This window comes from Cobetia sp. 2AS, assembly GCF_029846355.1.
Classification (GTDB): domain Bacteria; phylum Pseudomonadota; class Gammaproteobacteria; order Pseudomonadales; family Halomonadaceae; genus Cobetia; species Cobetia amphilecti.
In genome coordinates this window covers 1-17,489 of the sequence record NZ_JARWKQ010000011.1, presented here as the reverse complement: position 1 = coordinate 17,489, position 17,489 = coordinate 1, and the positions used below count along the sequence as shown (strand labels likewise).

The following is a 17,489-nucleotide window of genomic DNA, read 5'->3' as shown; positions in this document are numbered from 1 at the left end:
AAGCGTGACGCCGCCACCATGCGCCGTGATGGCACAAAGCCTGCACATCAATGGAGAGTGATGGGGTATTCATTTCGCTCTTCATTTCGCTCTTGTCTTCGCTCTTCATTACCTTAGCCACCCGCAAGGAAGCCGCACGATGCCAGACACCGACAATGCCCTGTGGGGCGACGACTATCCGCGTGATCTGATCGGTTATGCCGACACGCCACCGCATGCCAACTGGCCGGGTGGCGCGAAGATCGCGGTCCAGTTCGTGCTCAACTACGAGGAAGGCGGCGAGAACTGCCTTCTGCACGGCGATAGCGAGAGCGAGAAGTTTCTCTCCGAGATCATCGGTGCCGAGGCCTACCCCGCGCGGCACATGAGCATGGAGTCGATCTACGAATATGGCTCGCGCAGTGGCGTGTGGCGGATTCTGGATGAATTCAAGCGCCGCGAGTTACCGCTGACCGTCTTCGGGGTCGGTATGGCGCTGGCGCGCCATCCGGATCTGGTAGCGCGTATCCTGGAGGATGGCCACGAGATCGCCAGTCACGGCTGGCGCTGGATTCATTACCAGCATATGGATGAGGCCCATGAGCGCGCCCATCTGGAACGCGCGGTGGAAAGCTATCGCGAGCTGGTCGGCCATGCGCCGCAGGGTTGGTATACCGGACGTGACAGCCCCAATACCCGCCGACTGGTGGTGGAGCACGGCGGCTTCACCTACGACAGCGATTACTACGGCGATGACCTGCCGCTGTGGATGGAGGTGACCACCGCCAATGGCGAGCAGGTGCCGCATCTCGTCGTGCCCTACACCCTGGACACCAATGACATGCGCTTCGCCAGCGCCCAGGGCTTCAATAGCGGCGAGGACTTCTTCCAGTACCTGCGCGATGCCTTCGATGTACTCTATGCCGAGGGCGACACCGCGCCCAAGATGCTCTCCGTCGGGCTGCACTGTCGGATCGCCGGCCGCCCGGGACGCTTCGCGGCACTCAAGCGCTTCCTCGACTACGTCCAATCGCATGACAAGGTATGGATCACGCGACGCATCGATATCGCCGAACACTGGCAGCGCGAACATCCCTATACCCCCGCCAGCTGACGAACCATCCCTTCAAGCGCCAGCACCAGAAACGCCGCAGCCCTTTCGGGATGCGGCGTTTCTGGTCAACTCCAGACAATGTCTGCAATCGCACATGCAAGGCAGCGCTGGTCAGTTTTCCAACATGCTGGTCAGTCTTCCAACATGCGGGCCAATGCCAGCAGGCTCTCATCCCGACCCGGCAGGCCCAGCAATGACACGCCCCAGGGCGGGGGCGCGGATTCCTGTGGCAGACGCGCCGCCGAGTCGGCAAGCCACGGCAGACTCAGCTGCGGCGCACCGTTCAAGCCCGCCAGCGCGGTGAGTCCCATCAGGCGATGACGATAGGCCTCCATCACCTCAAGGCTTGCCCCCAGTAGCGGTGAGGCGCCCGGCGTGGTGGGCAGCACGAACACCGCCTCGCTGGTGGCCTCCGCCTGGGCATGGGCAGCCGCACTGCCATCTTCGCAGGCAGTCTCTCCGCCCTCATGGCTGGCTGCCAGCTGCTGGCGAAACCAGCGGCGAACGGTATCTGCCTTCGTTTCTGCCGCCTGCTCGTCGGCATCACTCAGGGTCATGCACCATTTGAGGCGCGCCGCGATATCCGGATTCAGCTGCGGCCAGCGCGATTTGGGCCCCTGCTGCGGCGTACTCAGCCACGCCTGGTGCGTGCGGCGAATCTCGCAGCCCTGCAGAATCCGGAAGGCCTCACTGGCCCTCGCCATGAAGGCCTGGCTCAACATGAGCCGCTCGCAGCGAAAACCGAGTGATTCAAGACGCCGAGACAGCGGCCCCAGCAGACGCTGATAAGGCCCCGCGGCCAGCCCTTCCGGCACCAGCAGGATGATACGAGCCGGCAGTCGAGTGGCTGTCGCCGGCGGCATCAGCACCTCACTGACCTGCGTCAGCGTCGCCAGATCCCGCGTCATCCAGCCGACGGTGTCGAAGCGCGGCGCCAACGGCTTGAGCCCCGTCATGCTGATGCGTCCATGAGTCGGTCTTAGTCCGTAAAGCCCGCAGTAACTGGACGGTACGCGGATGGAGCCGCCGGTATCGGTGCCCAGCCCGATCTCCGCCTCACCGCTCGCCACCGCCACCGCAGAGCCCACACTCGAGCCGCCCGGCAACCTCAGCGGCGCACGTGGGTTCTCCGGCGTGCCGAAATGCGCATTGGTGCCGTTGAGGCTGTAGGCCAGCTCATCGGTGGTGGTGCGGGCTCGATAATCGGCCCCCGCCTGCTGAAGCGCGAGGACAGCAGGCGCCGTCTGCCGCTCGATGGGGGCGCTGGCCAGCAGGTCAGGGTTGCCCTGGCCGATGCACTCGCCCTTGATCGCGAACAGATCCTTCACCACCAGTCTCTGACCATCAAGCGGCCCCTGTCCCCGCGGCCCCGGGAAACGCGCCGGCGCTACATAGATACGCTTGTCCACTGGGAGCGACTCCTTTCGACTCATGATATGGTCCATCGCTGTTCGCTCAAGACACTGTACTCATAGCACCGCGCCGAGGAACTGGCGCAGTTCTTCCGTGGCCGGATTGGCGAACAGTGTCGCCGGGTCGCCCGACTCATGCACGCGCCCCTGGTGCATGAAGATCACGCGGTCCCCCACATCGCGGGCGAAATTCATCTCGTGGGTGACCAGAATCAGCGTCATGCCCTCACGCTTGAGCTGTTCCAGCACCTTGAGCACATCGCCGACCAGTTCCGGGTCCAGCGCCGAGGTGATCTCATCGCAGAGCAGCACCTTGGGGTGCATCGCCAAGGCGCGCGCGATCGCCACCCGCTGCTGCTGACCACCGGAGAGCTGACTCGGCCAGGCATCGAATTTCTCCCCCAGCCCGACCTTGGCCAGCATCTCGCGGGCCTCGCGCTCGGCGACGTCCCGGGCGACGCCCTTGACCAGCATCGGTGCCAGCATCACGTTCTCGCCGACGCGCTTGTGGGGAAACAGATTGAAGCTCTGGAACACCATGCCGACATCCTGCGCCAGGGCGGCGGCGTCCATCTCGCTACCGTCCAGCAGCTTGCCGGCGACATGAATGGCGCCGCCGTCATGCTGTTCAAGCTGATTGATACAGCGCAGCAAGGTGCTCTTGCCGGAACCGCTGCGACCGATGATCGACACCACCTCACCCGGACGCACCTCGAGATCGATCCCCTTGAGGACCGCCACGTCACTGAAGGACTTGGTCAGCGCCGACAGGCTGACCAGCGGTGCCTTTGCCTTCTCGGAGACAGGGGCGCTATCGGTAACTGAGACGTCGGATGAGGCGCTATCCAGCGCAGAAACTTCAGCGAGCAGTGACATTGAGACGTGCCTCCAGGTGGCGAGCCAGCCGCGACAGCGGATAGCACATGGCGAAATACAGCAACGCGACCAGCGCGAAGACGGTGAAGGGTTCCAGGGTGGCGTTGTTGAGCATGGTGCCGGCCTTGGTCAGCTCGACGAAGCCGATCACCGAGGCAAGCGCGGTGCCCTTGATGATCTGCACCGAGAAGCCGACGGTCGGCGCGATGGCCATGCGCAGCGCCTGCGGCAGGATGATATGACGCATGGTCTTCAGATAGCCGAGCCCCAGCACACGCGCCCCTTCCCACTGCCCCTTGGGCACCGCCTCGACACAGCCGCGCCAGATGTCATGCAGGAAGGCACTGCTGAACAGCGTCAGCGCCACGGCCGCCGCCGTCCAGGCCGAGACATCCAGCCCGAAGACCGCCACGCCGAAGAAGGCCAGGAACAGCTGCATCAACAGCGGCGTGCCCTGGAACAGCTCGGTATAGAGACGACAGAAGAGCGCCGCCCCCGGCCAGCGGGTCAGGCGCAGAAAGGTCAGCGCCAGCCCGACCAGACTGCCGCCGATGAAGGCGATCAGGGACAGCGCCAGTGTCCAGCGCGCCGCCAGCAACAGGTTGCGCAGAATGTCCCACAGCGTGAAGTCGATCATGAGTGGGCCTCTTTCAGGACATGGGAAGACAGACGGCTACGCGGGGCGGGCGTCAGGTGGCGAAAGCCGAACAGGCGACGCCCGATGCGGTTGAGCAAGGCGCGCATCGCGATGGCCAACAGCAGGTACATGCCTGCCGTCACCACGTAGCTCTCGAAGCTCAGGAAGGTACGTGACTGGATGAAGTTGGCCGCGAAGGTCAGGTCCGCCACGCTGATCTGGGAGACCACGGCGGAACCCAGCATCACGATCACACACTGGCTGGTCAGCGCCGGATACATGCGTTCCAGCGCCGGCATCAGCACCACATGGCGATAGCTCTGCCAGCGGGTAAGCCCCAGTGCCCGCCCGGCTTCCCACTGGCCGCGACCGGTGGCATCGACCCCGGCACGCAGGATTTCACTGCTGTAGGCCGCCAGGTTGAGCGTCATCGCGATCACTGCGGCCATCTCGGCGCTGAGTGACAGCCCCAGCGCCGGCAGACCGAAGAAGATGAAGAACAGCTGGACGATGAAGGGCGTATTGCGCAGCAGCTCCACCAGCATGCCCAGCAGCCGGCTGAAGAGGCTGGTCGGCGCACGATGGCGCTGCCAGACACACATGACCGCGCCGAGTATCCCCAGCGTGGTGGTCAGCGCCGTCAGCCAGACCGTCGTCATCAGCCCGGCCATCAGGTCGGGCAGATACGGCAACAGGCGCGGGAAATCCGGGAGATAATTCATCGATCAAGCCTCACGGGCAAAGGGGTCAGACGTGTGACGTCTCGATTCAGGCATCCAGTGACGGCAACGGCGCCTTGAACCAGGTCTCGGAGAGCGTATTGAGCGTGCCATCCTCGATTCCCTGGGCGATCAGCTCATTCACGCGCGCCTTGAGCGCCGGCGTGTCATGACGCATGCCCACATAGCAGGGAGAATTCTTGAGCGGCAGCACGCTGACCGGCACGCGGGCAGGATTGCGTTCGGCGATGGCGGCGGTGACGAGATTGCCGGTGGCGATCATCTCGACCTGCCCTGACAGGAAGGCCGACAAGGTCGTGTTGTTGTCTTCGAAGCGCTTCACGGTGGTCGATTCCGGTGCCACCTTGCTGAGCTCCATGTCTTCCACCGAGCCACGTGTCACGCCGATGGTCTTCTCGCTCAGTCCCTGCGCGGAGTCCACCTCACTGCCCTTCTCGCCGAACACGCCGAGGAAGAACGGCGCATAGGCATCGGAAAAATCGATCGCCTTCTCGCGCTCGGGATTCTTGCCCAGGCTCGAGATCACCAGATCGACCTTGCGGGTCTGCAGATAAGGGATGCGATTGGCCGAGGTGACCGGCACCAGCTCAAGCTTCACCTCCATCTCGTCTGCCAGATAACGCGCCATGTCGATATCGTAGCCACGCGGCTTGAGGTCCGGGCCGACCGAGCCGAAGGGCGGGAAGTCCTGGGGCACCGCCACTTTCAGCACCCCGCTATCGGTGATGTCGCTCAGTGCATCCGCGTGTGCACTCAGGGCGGTGGACGCCAACGTGCCCCACAGTGCCAGCAATATTCCCTTGCGGACCCAGTTGCCAAGACGCTGCTTGTTGCCTGTCCGTGTGGCGCGCTGCTGGGCCTTGCTCTCGTGACGCTTGCTCATCGGTCGACTCCGGTATCCGTCAATGCCAGGCGCTGATGCGAGAACGACTCGTCATGCACCTGGTGCCTTGCGGCAGTGGATTGTTGTTGGTTGTTGTTGAGTGTCCCGCCGTGCTTCTTGCCGAGTGTCTCGCCGAGTCAGATCCAGTGACTCCCTGCCCCATTCGTCTTCAGAACCTGACCAATGAAACAAGTGATTCCCTTATCAATCTTTGCAACAGGTGTGCCAAAGCTTCCGCTTCGTGCTCAATAAGGTGATCGAGTTGCAGGCAGCGCAGAGTCACCTGCGGCTCACACGCCTGAACAGGGGCTTGATAAAGCGCCCGAGAACGCGCCCGAAAGCAAAACAGCGAGCAGCAACGAGAAGAAGCGACACACGCCTGCGAGAGGCGAAATCGAGGATGACGCCCTCGCCTAGCGGCGAGATCAGGGCGCCGACATCAGCGACATGGCAGCAGATGGTGCAGTCAGGGAGGCATATGCGCCCTGCGGGTGCGCAGAGCGCGGCGAGTCGAATCGGGCCGCCGCATAGATCAGAAGCAAGGCAGGCGGCCCACAGGGGGATAGAGAGGAAGGAAGGAAGGGAGGAAAGGCAGGAGCACTTCAAGCTGGACGATCAGCCGTCGCCCAGTTCCTCCAGCGCATCGAAGGTATCGGTCACGCGGCGTATCTGACTGCGCCCGCCGACGAGGTCATCATGCAGCAGGCGCGTGGCCAGCAGATTGATCTGGCTCATGGCTGCGGCGTAGCTGTCGAAGGCGCTGACGCTGTCCAACGGGCAGCGCAGGACATGCTCGATACCGGCGGGGATGCTGCTCAGGCTGTCATCGCAGACCAGCAGCACCGTGCAGGGTGCCTGACCCAGCCATTCAAGCAATCGGGCCAGCCCCTGCGGTCGCCGGCGCATGGCGAATACCACCACGGCATCATCGGCGCCCAGGCGTGCGACCTCCTCGCCGAGTGATTGGCCGGGTTGCGGCAACACCGCCACCTGCGCGCGCAGCTGCAGCAACTGTTGGCGCAGGTGCAGCGCCAGTGGATAGGCATTGCGAAAGCCGATGATCTGCAGCCGCTCGGCCTTGGCCAGAGCGCCGCTCAAGGCCGCCATATCGAGCATGTCCAGCGCCGCCAGCGCCTGACGCAGGTTGCGACACTCCTGCTCATAGTGACGCTGGTGATGGTCTGCCGTCGGCGCTGCCGCCACCGGAACACCCGATTGACGCAGACTGCGTGCCTGATCCCGCGCCTCACGGAAGTCCTGATAGCCGAGGCGGCGGAACAGGCGGCTGACCGTCGCCTTGGAGACGTCGGTCAGACGTGACAGTTCCGCGGCGTTGTATAGTGCCAGTTCATCCTGATGCGCGAGCAGAAAGCGCGCGATGCGCTGCTCATTCGGGGTGAGTTCCTCAAGCGAACGGGTCAGACGCTGATGCAGGCTCAGGCTCCTGGTGCCCTGCCTTGCGGTATGGCGAGCGAGACTGACGGTGGCATCGGCATCGGCAACGGGGGCAGGCACTTCCCCATCCGGGTGCACTGCCCGGGATTCACCGGACACGTCATCCTCGGGGGGCGCGCTGTGATCTATGGGCGCTCGTGGCATTAAGACACACTCCTGAAAAGATTCTGCGTGAGCGCAGAGCAACGATTGCATCAAGACAGTGCAAAGCCTGGGCCAGGTGCTGACTGACAGTGCATAGACGAAAGGCGCAACCCTCGAGATGAGAGGTTTTGCCTCATCCTGAACGCCTCTGACGCCCTCAAGCGCTGCACGACGCCAACCATCCGCACCGTGCGACAGACACAAGCGACTGTTTTTACTGTTCATCACATCAAATCGGCACGCAAGCCGCTTGATCAAGACTAGCCAGCCGACAGGTCATACGCCGCGCAGTAACGCCAACGACCCTTGCCGGACTGCAATATTCCCGATAAAGCGCTCGCGATGCGCAAGGAGCATTCTCATGGCCACCTCAACGATGACTGCCCTCCTCGATACCTGCCGAGCCATGACAGCCAAGGTCACGACACAGACATTCACCCTCTTGCCGCGCTCTGGCAGCGCCACCCAGGATGTCGCCAATGCCCAGTCCGCTCAATTGCTGGGCGTGATGGCGATGGGCTACGAGGCACCGCCGCTGAGCCTGAAGGCAACGGCGGCCCCCACGACGCCTTCACCGGCCCACGACACGCGCAGCCAGGCTGACATTGCCGCCTCGGCCGTGGCGGCCCAGACCTCAGCCCAGACCTCAGCCGAGACATCGACTCCGACAGCATCGCCCATCGCGCAACAGAAAGCCGTCTTCAACCCGGACATCAACCACAAGGCTCACGCTGACTGGGAGGCGATGCACCGCCACCACACCCTGTTGCGTCAGAGCATGACGCGTCGAGGAATGCTGGCATGAGCGTCTATACCATCGGCATGGAATGCGGCATGCACATACCGCTGGAGAACAGCATCGCCCTCGCTCCGGCGCCTCGCATCAAGCTGGAACTGACCGCCGGCCAGCATACTGGCGAGTATCTGAGCATGATGTCAGGAGCCATCCAGCCGCTGACGGATAGCGACGATGCGTTGCTGAAAAGCCTGGAGGCGCAGCTGCCGCGCCGCAGCCTGATCTGGACGGCGCGCGGGATCACCGAGGTCGGGCGTGGCTGGCGCTGGCAGTCATCGCCCGGCCATCCCCAGGCGCCCTGGCTGGACGCCGTGCATCACAGCTGGCCGAGTCATGCGCCGCGTTGGCTGCGCAAGGCGCCGGTGGTGGTAGTCACCGCCGATGCGCTGCCGCTGGCCAACCGCACCCGCCACCAACGTGACCTCGCCCGGCTATGGGCCAGCGCCGATGCCGCGCTGATCTATCTGGCCGACGATGCCCGCGATGGCTGGCAGATGCATCAACACTGTGACATCTCTCAATTGGAGAAAGCCGAGTTGTCGGGGGCCAAGCAAGAGGAAGAAGCCGTGCTGGATCGCGATGCTGGCATGCCCTTGGAGATGGCAAGCTGATCGCCTGATGGCCTTATCCTTCACATTTCCAGAATGACGCAAGAACGAGCGACGCAAGAACGACTCTAGACTCAAGAACCAAAAACCCAGAACCAGCAACCAAAAAGCCCGCCCCGGAATCCGGGGCGGGCTTTTTGATGTGCGGCGAGGCAGTGAGTACAGACAGCAGGCGACTGACAGAGCGCTGAACCCGCCGGCTCAAGCGCTCAGCCGCACAGCCGCTCAAGCGCTCATGCCGCTCACGACTGTCGCGGGCACAGACCATCACATAGCGTGCTGGCCACGAAATCCGCCAGCTGCTCCCAGTCTTCATCGCTCTGCGGCGCTCCCCCCAGTTGATCGATCTGGGCGGCGAAATCCGCGTAATGCTGAGTGGTGGACCAGATGAGGTAGATCACCCACATCGGCTCCGCCTCACGCAGTTTTCCCGCGGCCATCCAGGCCTTCATGACATCGCAGCGCGCCTGCACCCAGTCACGCAAGTCGCCACTGAGATAATCGCGCAGGAAAGGCGCCCCGCTGATCACCTCCGCCGCGAACAGGCGCGAGGCCTGCGGTGCCTGGCGTGCCAGCTTGAGCTTGACGCGCACCAGCGCCTCCAGCACCTCACGCGGCTCGTCATCAGGCGAGATATCCTCGAGCGAGGCATTCCAGCGCGTCAGGGTCTGCTCCAGCAGATGAACGTAGAGCTTCTCCTTGGAGCCGAAATAATAGAGCAGATTGGCCTTGGGCAACTCGGCCACTTCCGCAATCTGCTTCAAGGTGCTGCCGCGATAACCGTGACAGGCGAATACGCATTCGGCGGCCTCGAGAATGCGGCTCTCGGCTTGCTCACGCGGAGAGCTGGCAGGCGGCACGCTCAATTCCGCGCTACGGGTACGACGGACTTCAGCGTAAAGGGAAGAAGGAGAATCCGCGGGCATCGGCATCACTCATCAGGTCAGAAAAAAGCATTCGAGTCTCTTGGCGACAGCCCCCTGTCTGTCTCACTCGCCCGTCAGCGGCGATATGCGCAAGCAGGAGGCTCTGGTCAAGCGACTATCACGTGGCGTTGGAACAGCAGTGAAAACAGCCCGTTGAGACACCGGCGAACAAAATACCACAACATGCACTGACCATTTGGTCAGATTCTTGCAGGAATCACAATACGACCTGTTACATTGATAGAGACAACAGCCTGCAGACCGACGCTCGCCGCCTGGATAGAACAGGCCCGCTGGCAAGACAGACCCAGCCCGTCGACAAGGCAGAACAAGGGCTTGAGCGTTGGAAGCACGCTGTACGCAACAAGGCACCACAATGACAATACGACCTGACAGGATGCCCGCATGATCGACTTCACCTTGAATGGGCGCGCGTACCGACTGCCCTCACCTGCACCGGGAACGAGCGTACTCGAAGTGCTGCGCACCTCACTTGGGCAAGACGGCACCAAGGAAGGCTGTGCCTCCGGCGACTGCGGCGCCTGCACCATTGCCTTGCAGGGGCCGGGCCACAATGTGAGCACCGCCAATGCCTGCCTGATGCCAGCCCACCAGCTGGAAGGTTGTGAGCTAATCACTGTCGAGGGCCTGGCGGATGATAGCAATGAGCCATCGCTCTCGGCGGTGCAGCAGGCATTGGTCAGCACCCATGCCAGTCAATGTGGCTTCTGCACCCCGGGCATCGCCATGAGCCTTGCGGTGCTGCATGCCCGTCATCAGCGCCAGATCGATCAGGGCGAAGTGATCGATGCCAGACAGCGCGACACCATGATCGACCATGCACTGGGCGGCAACCTGTGCCGCTGCACCGGCTATCGCCCGATTCGCGAGGCCGCTCACCGTCTGCTGCAAGGCGAATTCGGGCCAGCCAGCCTGCAGGATGCTCGCGTTAGCACAGCGGAAGCGCACGACACCGCCCCTGATGACGAGCGAGATACCGGGCGTTTCTATCGGCCGATCACCTTGCAGGCCCTGCTGGCGCTGCGCGCCGAGCGCCCGGACGCCGCGCTGATCGCCGGCGGCACGGACCTGATGCTGGAGCACACCCAGCGCCTGCGCGACTTCCCGGCCTTGATCGACACCACCCAGGTCGCGGCGCTTGGCAAGATAGAGGAAGGCGAGCACGCCGGTCAGGCAGGCTGGTGGATCGGGGCCGCGGTCAGCTATCACCAGCTGATGCCGCTGCTGCGGGAACATTACCCGGATGGCGCGGAGCTGCTCACGCGACTGGGCAGCGAGCAGATCCGCCATCGTGGCACCCTGGGCGGCAATATCGGCAATGCCTCGCCCATCGGTGACATGCCGCCGCTGCTGATCGCGCTGGACGCCTATATCCAGCTGATGAGCCAGGACAATGAGCGCATTCTGAAGCTCGAGGACTACTTCCTCGACTACAAGCGTACCCAGCTGATGCCGGACGAGATCATCCACTCCGTCTTCCTGCCGCGCCCGCTGCCCAACCAGCGACTGGCGGTGCACAAGCTGTCCAAGCGGCGTGACGATGACATCTCCACCCTGCTCGGCGTCTTCGCCTGGCGGCGTGATGCCAGCGGGCGTGCCCAGCACTGGCGGGTGGCCTTCGGCGGCATGGCCGGCGTTCCGGCCCGCGCCCCGCACCTTGAAGCACTGCTGACACTGCAAGCGCTGGAGTCTCTCACGCCCGCCAGGCTGACGGCGCAGACTCGCCAGCAGATCGAACAGGCGGTGCAGGCCGATTTCTCACCGCTCAGTGACGTGCGCGGCTCACGCGAGTATCGCCTGCTGGCCGCCAGCCATCTGATTCCCCGCGTGGCCCAGCGCATCCTGAATGAGCGCCAGCCCACGACCTCCCTCACGCCACTGGAGAGCCTCGATGCGTACCTTGCACAGTCTTGAGTCCGACGCCAGCGCCGCGCCGGCCGCCCCCGTTCTCCAGTCACGTCAGCATGAAAGCGCCCAGCGCCATGTCAGCGGCTCGGCGCGTTATGTGGATGACCTGCCGCTGCCCACCGGCACGCTGCATCTGGCCATCGGCATGAGTGAGGTCGCGCACGCCACTCTGGATGCGCTGGATATCGAAGCGGTACGCCGTGCCCCCGGGGTGGTCTGCGTGCTCAGCGCCGCCGACATCCCCGGTCACAGCGATGTGGGGCCGGTCTTCCCCGGCGACCCACTGCTGGTCAGTGACATCATCAGCCATCATGGTCAGGCGCTCTTCGTGGTCGCCGCCGACAGCGAGCGCGCGGCACGCCAGGCGGCGCGACTGGCCAAGGTCGCCACCACGCCCCTGCCGGTATGCCTGGACCCGCGCGAGGCGGCCAGCCGCGGTGATCTGGTGCGCCCGACCCACACCCAGGCACGGCTTGCCAATGGTCGCGCCGGCGATCTCGACAGCATCAGCACCAAACTCGCCAAATCCGCCTGGCAATTGAGCGGTGAGCTGGAAAGCGGCGGCCAGGAACACTTCTATCTGGAGAGTCAGGCCGCACTGGCCTTGCCGGGTGAAGATGACGAGATGCTGGTGCACAGCTCCTCCCAGCACCCCAGCGAAGTCCAGAAGCTGATTGCCGAAGTGCTCGGCGTACCCTTCCACGCCATCACGGTGGAGACCCGCCGCATGGGAGGCGGCTTCGGCGGCAAGGAAACCCAGGCCGCGCCGGTGGCCTGCCTGGCCGCGATGATCGCCCGGCGCACGGGCCGCGCGGCACGCCTGCGACTGGCACGCGCAGATGACATGCGTCTGACCGGCAAGCGCCACCCTTTCCACCATCGCTATGAATTCGGCGTCGATGACAGCGGGCGCATCGAGTCCGCCATCATCGAGCTTACCGGCGACTGCGGCCACTCGCCGGATCTGTCGGACGCCATCGTCGATCGCGCCATGTTCCATGCCGACAACGCCTATTACCTCGGCAATGCCCACGTGCGCGGCATTCGCGCACGCACCAATGTGGCGTCCAACACCGCCTTCCGCGGTTTTGGCGGCCCTCAGGGCATGTTGGCGGTCGAATCCGCGATGGAGGATATCGCCCGGCGTCTGGGGCGTGACCCGCTGGAGATCCGCAAGCGCAATCTCTACTGCGAAGGCCGTGAGACCACGCATTATGGCCAACACGTCAATCAGCACCCGCTGCTGACGACCCTGATCGATCAGCTCGAGGACAGTGGCCGCTACTGGGCGCGCCGCGCCGAGATACGCGCCTTCAATGCCGCCAATCCGGTGGTCAGGAAGGGGCTGGCGCTGACACCGGTCAAGTTCGGCATCTCCTTCACCGCCAAGCACCTCAATCAGGCAGGGGCGCTGGTGCATGTCTACACCGATGGCAGCGTGCAGGTGAATCACGGCGGCACCGAGATGGGCCAGGGCCTGCACACCAAGATCATCCAGGTCGCGGCGCGTGAATTGGGGCTGAGCGTGGACAAGGTACGCATCACCGCCACTCGCACCGACAAGGTGCCCAACACCTCGCCGACGGCGGCAAGCTCCGGGGCGGACCTCAACGGCATGGCGACGCGTGATGCCTGCCTGCGCCTCAAGATGCGCCTGCTCGACTTCGCCGCCGAGCATCTCGCCCAGCCACGCGTCAGCCTGAGCCTCACGGATGGCGAGCTGCATGGCCCGAGCGGTGTGCTGATGACCTGGGGAGAGCTGATCCAGGCGGCATACCTGGAACGCATCTCACTGTCCGAGAAGGGCTTCTATGCCACCCCGGATATCCATTACGATCGCGCCAGCGGCACCGGCCACCCCTTCTACTACTACGCCTTCGGCGCGGCGCTGTGCGAAGTGGTCGTCGATACGCTGAGTGGTGAATACCGCCTGGAAAGCGCCGAGATCCTGCATGATGTCGGTGATTCGCTCAATCCGGCCATCGACATCGGTCAGATCGAGGGCGGCTTCGTGCAGGGCATGGGCTGGCTGACGACGGAGGAGCTCAAGTGGAACGAGGACGGCCGGCTGCTCACCGATGGCCCGGCGACCTACAAGATTCCGGCGATCAGTGATGTGCCGGCCGGCGCGCTCAAGGTGCGCCTGCTGGAGGGACATCCCAACTCGGCCGCCAGCATCTACCGCTCCAAGGCGGTCGGCGAGCCGCCCTTCATGCTCGCCATCAGCGTGTGGGCGGCGCTGCGCGATGCGCTGGCCTCGCTGACCGACTACCGCCGCGCGGTACGCCTGGATACCCCGGCTACGCCGGAGCGCGTGATGCTGGCGGCGCGCGAACAGCGTGACTGGCAGGAGCAGCACGACACTGCTGGCGCAGAGCCAACGCAGGTGCCGTCATGAATGTCGACAAGAGTGCCGACAAGAGCGCCGTCATGAATGCAAAGAGTGCCGCGACCGGCCGCTGGTATCAGGCGCTCGCCGAGGCCCAGGCAGCGTTGACGGCGCATGCACTGGCCACCGTGGTGACGGTGGCGGGCTCTGCGCCGCGTGGTGCCGGCAGCAAGATGCTGATCACCCCCGATACGCTGCACGACAGCCTCGGCGGCGGTCGGCTGGAGCAGCTGGTGGTGGAGCGCGCCCGTGAGAGGCTGGCCCGGGGACAGTCAGGCTGCCTGCTCGAGGAGATCGCGCTCGGGCAGCATGCCCAGCAATGCTGCGGCGGCCATGTGCAGGTGCTGATCGAGCTTTACCCGGCGCTTGCGCCACGGCTGGCCCTGTTCGGCGCCGGTCATGTCGGGCAGGCGATCGTCACGCTGCTGGCACCCCTGGGCTGGCAGATCGACTGGCGGGACTCACGCGCCGAGCAGCTCACGGCCGCCACGACCCCCGCGGGTTGCGAGGGTCGTGTAGCGCGTCAGACGTTCAATATCCTGACTGACCTGCCGACCGCGAAAGCCGCGCCAGCCAGTGAGTCACTGCCCGTGATGGCAGGCAGTCATGTGCTGGTATTGACCCATGACCATGTCGAGGACCAGGCGCTGGTCGCCGCGCTCGCACCACGAGATGACCTGGCCTCGCTGGGGCTGATAGGTTCCAGCAGCAAGTGGGCGCGCTTTCGCCAGCGCCTGCGCGGCGATCTCGCGGAGCATCAGATCGCCCGCGTTCGCTGTCCGATCGGCGTGCCCGGCATTCCCGGCAAACGCCCTGAGGAGATCGCGATTGGCGTTGTCGCGGAACTGCTGCAGATCGAGGCGCGGCGCAGTGACGAAGCGGCCGTGAACTCGCCCGACAAGGCCACCGGACATGGCACGTCACTGGACAGCCATGGGCTGACGCGTCAGGGTGCCCGCCAGCTGCGCGCCCATTTTGCCCCTGACGCGATGCACCAGACAGAAACGACACAGAAGGCCGAATGATGACTGACCAAGACACGTCGCACACTGCGGCCTGCCACCTGGATGAGCAGCGCCTGACGGCAGCCCTGCGCGCGGCCGCCAAGGACGCTTCCTGCGTCAGCCTGCTGCGCGGAGCGCTGCTGCATTTCGTCGCCGACCCTGAAGACGCCATGCTGAGTGAGGCGGCCTCGAGCGATGGCAGCGATATGGGAGACACACGAGCCTCTGACATGGCGGCGACCCTGGCACGCGCCGTCGAACACTACGCCGATGCCCTGCTGGTGATGCATGCAGGCCATGTGGTCGCCGTGGGCGATCATCGCTCGCTTGCCCGGTATGAGGCCGTGGGCGAGCTGATGCGCCTGTCTCCGCCGCGCAATGTCGAAGGCCTGATGATGCCCGGCTTCATCGATACCCATGTGCACTTCCCGCAGCTGGATATCATCGCAAGCTACGGCCACTGCCTGATCGACTGGCTGAACACCTACACCTTCCCCGCCGAGCAGCGCTTCGCCGACCCTGCACATGCCGCCGAGGTCGCCGATGCCTTCCTCGATGCGCTGCTGTGTCATGGCTCGACCAGCGCCCAGGTGTTCGCCACCTCACATGCCAGCAGTGCCGATGCCCTGTTCCGGGCCGCTCAGTCCCGCGGCATGCGCGTGCATGCCGGGCGCGTGATGATGGACCGCAATGCCCCGCCCGAACTGCTGGACTCCGGGGTCACCGCGCTCAAGGACGACGAGCGCCTGATCGCCGACTGGCACGGGCGTGACCGCCTCGGCTATGTGCTGACGCCGCGCTTCGCGCCGACCTCCACGCCCGAGCAACTCGAGGCTGCCGGCCAACTGCTCAAGAGCCAGCCGGACCTGCACCTGCAGACCCATCTGGCCGAGAATCTCGATGAGGTGAAGTGGGTCGCCAAGCTGTTCCCCGACGCTCGGGATTATCTGGCGGTCTATGAGGATGTCGGCCTGAGCCATGAGCGCACCACCTTCGCCCACGGTATCCACCTGGACGATGGCATGCGCCAGCGCATCGCGGATCAGGGCGCCAGCATCGCCTTCTGCCCGACCTCCAACCTGTTTCTCGGCAGCGGACTCTTCGATCGCGCCAGTGCCCGCGCCCTGGGCATGAACATCAGCATCGCCACCGATGTCGGCGGTGGCTCCAGCCTGTGTCAGCTGGAGAGCCTCAAGGCCGCCTATCAGGTCGGCCAGCTTCACGGCGCGGTCGCTCATGATGTGGCGGGGCTCGCGTCACGCGCCAATCAACCGCTGACACCCTGGCAGGGCTTCTATCAACTGACGCTGGGCAATGCGCGCGCCATGCGTCTGCAAGACAAGGTCGGCAACCTGCGTCCGGGCATGGAAGCCGATGTCATCGTGCTCGACCCCGCCGCCACGCCCTTGCTGGCACGGCGCACTCGCTGGGGTCAGCCCAGCCAGGTATCGCTGCAGGAGGTGCTGTTCGCATTGATGATGCTGGGCGACGACCGCGTGATACGCGAAGTCCATGTGGCGGGCCAGTGCCGCAAGCTGCACGGCCTGATGCTGAGTGCTTCTTCTGATACGCCATCCAGAGAGCCTGCCGCAGCATTAATGCCATGAAAGCATCACAGCGATGACAAGTAATTGACATATGGCACCAATTCTCAGGATTGGTGCCATTTTTTCATCTTAAAGATGCGCGCAACGCGGATACTCAACGCTGAATCCACTCGCTATGATGGCGACATCTTCTTCCAAAAGGTCATGGACGCTCAGCGACTGGCCTGCCACTACGAGGACCATCATCATGACTCCCACCGCCATCATGCAACGTCGTTATTCCACCAAGGCCTTCGATCCGGCACGCAAGATCAGCGCCGCCGACTGGCAGGAACTCGAAAACGTGATGCGCCTGAGCGCCTCCAGCGTCAATTCCCAGCCGTGGCACTTCCTGGTGCTGGAATCTGACGATGCCAAGCAGCGCTTTGCGCGTGCCGGTACCGATGACAAGTACGCCTTCAACTCGCCGAAGATCACCAATGCGTCTCACGTCGTGCTGTTCTGCACTCGCTCAACCCTGGACGACGACTACCTGAACCACCTGCTGGACACCGAAGCGTCTGATGGCCGCTTCAAGAAGGATGACGAGTTCAGCGCGATGATGGACGGCGCGCGTCGCCTGTTCATCGACCTGCACCGTCATGACCTCAAGGACCTGCAGCACTGGATGGACAAGCAGGTTTACCTCAACTACGGCAGCCTGCTGTATGCGGCCTCCAGCCTGAACATCGATGCGGTGCCGCTGGAAGGCATCGACCCGGTGGCACTGGATGCGGAATTCGGCCTGCGCGAGAAAGGCTTCAACGCCCTGGTCGCCGTGAGCCTGGGTTACCGCGCCGCTGACGACTTCAATGCCGAGCTGCCCAAGTCCCGTCTGCCGGCAGACGAGATCTTCACTCGCCTGTAAGGCTCGCTCTCAAGGCCGGGCACTCAAGGCCGGGCTCTCAGCAGCTGGCGCTCAAGAGCGGATTCTGAAGATCTGTTCACAGCAACTGTCCGCAAGACATCGACGTGTCCGCCTTGCGGGCCAACGGCGGGCACGGGGGGCAA

15 protein-coding genes are annotated in these 17,489 nt (G+C 64.1%); 8 read left to right on the top strand and 7 right to left on the bottom strand.

All coding sequences use genetic code 11. The features are described from left to right. The first annotated feature begins 139 nt into the window (after positions 1-139). On the top strand, positions 140-1,093 hold the full coding sequence (gene puuE / locus QD356_RS17660; RefSeq protein WP_225996432.1) for an allantoinase PuuE: 954 nt from the start codon (positions 140-142) through the stop codon (positions 1,091-1,093). Between the two features lie 131 nt (positions 1,094-1,224). On the opposite strand, the gene QD356_RS17655 is transcribed toward puuE, so the two are convergent. The 6 genes from QD356_RS17655 to QD356_RS17630 all read right to left on the bottom strand — a co-directional run bounded on the left by QD356_RS17655 (position 1,225) and on the right by QD356_RS17630 (position 7,240). Next, positions 1,225-2,526: an amidase family protein gene (locus QD356_RS17655; protein ID WP_225996431.1), complete on the bottom strand. Its 1,302-nt coding sequence runs from the start codon at positions 2,524-2,526 to the stop codon at positions 1,225-1,227. A 36-nt stretch (positions 2,527-2,562) separates the two neighbouring features. Then, positions 2,563-3,381 (bottom strand): amino acid ABC transporter ATP-binding protein, encoded by an 819-nt coding sequence (locus QD356_RS17650; protein ID WP_192838235.1) that lies wholly within the window; start codon positions 3,379-3,381, stop codon positions 2,563-2,565. Beyond that, positions 3,365-4,018 (bottom strand): amino acid ABC transporter permease, encoded by a 654-nt coding sequence (locus QD356_RS17645; RefSeq protein ID WP_077376658.1) that lies wholly within the window; start codon positions 4,016-4,018, stop codon positions 3,365-3,367. Before QD356_RS17645 ends, QD356_RS17650 begins: the two co-directional genes overlap by 17 nt. Next, on the bottom strand, positions 4,015-4,740 hold the full coding sequence (locus tag QD356_RS17640) for an amino acid ABC transporter permease (protein ID WP_192838234.1): 726 nt from the start codon (positions 4,738-4,740) through the stop codon (positions 4,015-4,017). Before QD356_RS17640 ends, QD356_RS17645 begins: the two co-directional genes overlap by 4 nt. Positions 4,741-4,786: 46 nt before the next feature. Further along, the gene (locus QD356_RS17635) at positions 4,787-5,641 is read right to left on the bottom strand and encodes a transporter substrate-binding domain-containing protein (protein ID WP_192838233.1); all 855 of its coding nucleotides are present in this window, start codon (positions 5,639-5,641) and stop codon (positions 4,787-4,789) included. A 615-nt stretch (positions 5,642-6,256) separates the two neighbouring features. Then, complete coding sequence (locus QD356_RS17630; RefSeq protein ID WP_192838232.1) at positions 6,257-7,240, bottom strand: MurR/RpiR family transcriptional regulator; 984 nt, start codon at positions 7,238-7,240, stop codon at positions 6,257-6,259. A 361-nt stretch (positions 7,241-7,601) separates the two neighbouring features. On the opposite strand from QD356_RS17630, the gene QD356_RS17625 reads away from it, so the two are divergent. Together QD356_RS17625 and QD356_RS17620 are read left to right on the top strand one after the other, a co-directional pair. Beyond that, complete coding sequence (locus tag QD356_RS17625) at positions 7,602-8,045, top strand: hypothetical protein (protein ID WP_192838231.1); 444 nt, start codon at positions 7,602-7,604, stop codon at positions 8,043-8,045. Then, on the top strand, positions 8,042-8,647 hold the full coding sequence (locus QD356_RS17620; protein ID WP_192838230.1) for a hypothetical protein: 606 nt from the start codon (positions 8,042-8,044) through the stop codon (positions 8,645-8,647). Before QD356_RS17625 ends, QD356_RS17620 begins: the two co-directional genes overlap by 4 nt. 239 nt (positions 8,648-8,886) lie before the next feature. Here QD356_RS17620 and QD356_RS17615 read toward each other — a convergent pair whose 3' ends face one another. After that, positions 8,887-9,570 (bottom strand): TetR family transcriptional regulator C-terminal domain-containing protein, encoded by a 684-nt coding sequence (locus QD356_RS17615; RefSeq protein WP_054556074.1) that lies wholly within the window; start codon positions 9,568-9,570, stop codon positions 8,887-8,889. Positions 9,571-9,975: 405 nt separating this feature from the next. On the opposite strand from QD356_RS17615, the gene QD356_RS17610 reads away from it, so the two are divergent. From QD356_RS17610 to QD356_RS17590, 5 genes are all read left to right on the top strand, one after another. After that, positions 9,976-11,505 carry an FAD binding domain-containing protein gene (locus QD356_RS17610; protein WP_192838229.1) on the top strand — a complete coding sequence of 510 codons (1,530 nt, stop codon included), beginning with the start codon at positions 9,976-9,978 and terminating at the stop codon, positions 11,503-11,505. Further along, a complete protein-coding gene (gene xdhB, locus QD356_RS17605; protein WP_192838228.1) occupies positions 11,483-13,897 on the top strand; it encodes a xanthine dehydrogenase molybdopterin binding subunit in 2,415 nt (804 codons plus the stop codon). Before QD356_RS17610 ends, xdhB begins: the two co-directional genes overlap by 23 nt. Further along, entirely contained in the window at positions 13,894-14,913 is a 1,020-nt protein-coding gene (xdhC, locus tag QD356_RS17600; RefSeq protein ID WP_225996430.1) for a xanthine dehydrogenase accessory protein XdhC, read from the top strand. Before xdhB ends, xdhC begins: the two co-directional genes overlap by 4 nt. Next, positions 14,913-16,499, top strand: coding sequence for a guanine deaminase (guaD, locus tag QD356_RS17595; protein ID WP_225996429.1), 1,587 nt, complete (start codon positions 14,913-14,915; stop codon positions 16,497-16,499). The genes xdhC and guaD overlap by 1 nt, the downstream gene beginning before the upstream one ends. A gap of 187 nt (positions 16,500-16,686) precedes the next feature. Further along, on the top strand, positions 16,687-17,346 hold the full coding sequence (locus QD356_RS17590) for an oxygen-insensitive NAD(P)H-dependent nitroreductase NfsB (protein ID WP_043333519.1): 660 nt from the start codon (positions 16,687-16,689) through the stop codon (positions 17,344-17,346). Positions 17,347-17,489 lie beyond the last annotated feature (143 nt).

Coding starts and splice junctions, on each gene's coding strand:
- QD356_RS17650 (WP_192838235.1), bottom strand. CDS start 3,381: ATGTCACTGCTCGCTGAAGTTTCTGCGCTGGATAGCGCCTCATCCGAC.
- QD356_RS17655 (WP_225996431.1), bottom strand. CDS start 2,526: ATGAGTCGAAAGGAGTCGCTCCCAGTGGACAAGCGTATCTATGTAGCG.
- QD356_RS17630 (WP_192838232.1), bottom strand. CDS start 7,240: ATGCCACGAGCGCCCATAGATCACAGCGCGCCCCCCGAGGATGACGTG.
- xdhC (WP_225996430.1), top strand. CDS start 13,894: ATGAATGTCGACAAGAGTGCCGACAAGAGCGCCGTCATGAATGCAAAG.
- QD356_RS17640 (WP_192838234.1), bottom strand. CDS start 4,740: ATGAATTATCTCCCGGATTTCCCGCGCCTGTTGCCGTATCTGCCCGAC.
- QD356_RS17590 (WP_043333519.1), top strand. CDS start 16,687: ATGACTCCCACCGCCATCATGCAACGTCGTTATTCCACCAAGGCCTTC.
- puuE (WP_225996432.1), top strand. CDS start 140: ATGCCAGACACCGACAATGCCCTGTGGGGCGACGACTATCCGCGTGAT.
- guaD (WP_225996429.1), top strand. CDS start 14,913: ATGACTGACCAAGACACGTCGCACACTGCGGCCTGCCACCTGGATGAG.
- QD356_RS17625 (WP_192838231.1), top strand. CDS start 7,602: ATGGCCACCTCAACGATGACTGCCCTCCTCGATACCTGCCGAGCCATG.
- xdhB (WP_192838228.1), top strand. CDS start 11,483: ATGCGTACCTTGCACAGTCTTGAGTCCGACGCCAGCGCCGCGCCGGCC.
- QD356_RS17645 (WP_077376658.1), bottom strand. CDS start 4,018: ATGATCGACTTCACGCTGTGGGACATTCTGCGCAACCTGTTGCTGGCG.
- QD356_RS17615 (WP_054556074.1), bottom strand. CDS start 9,570: ATGCCCGCGGATTCTCCTTCTTCCCTTTACGCTGAAGTCCGTCGTACC.
- QD356_RS17635 (WP_192838233.1), bottom strand. CDS start 5,641: ATGAGCAAGCGTCACGAGAGCAAGGCCCAGCAGCGCGCCACACGGACA.
- QD356_RS17620 (WP_192838230.1), top strand. CDS start 8,042: ATGAGCGTCTATACCATCGGCATGGAATGCGGCATGCACATACCGCTG.
- QD356_RS17610 (WP_192838229.1), top strand. CDS start 9,976: ATGATCGACTTCACCTTGAATGGGCGCGCGTACCGACTGCCCTCACCT.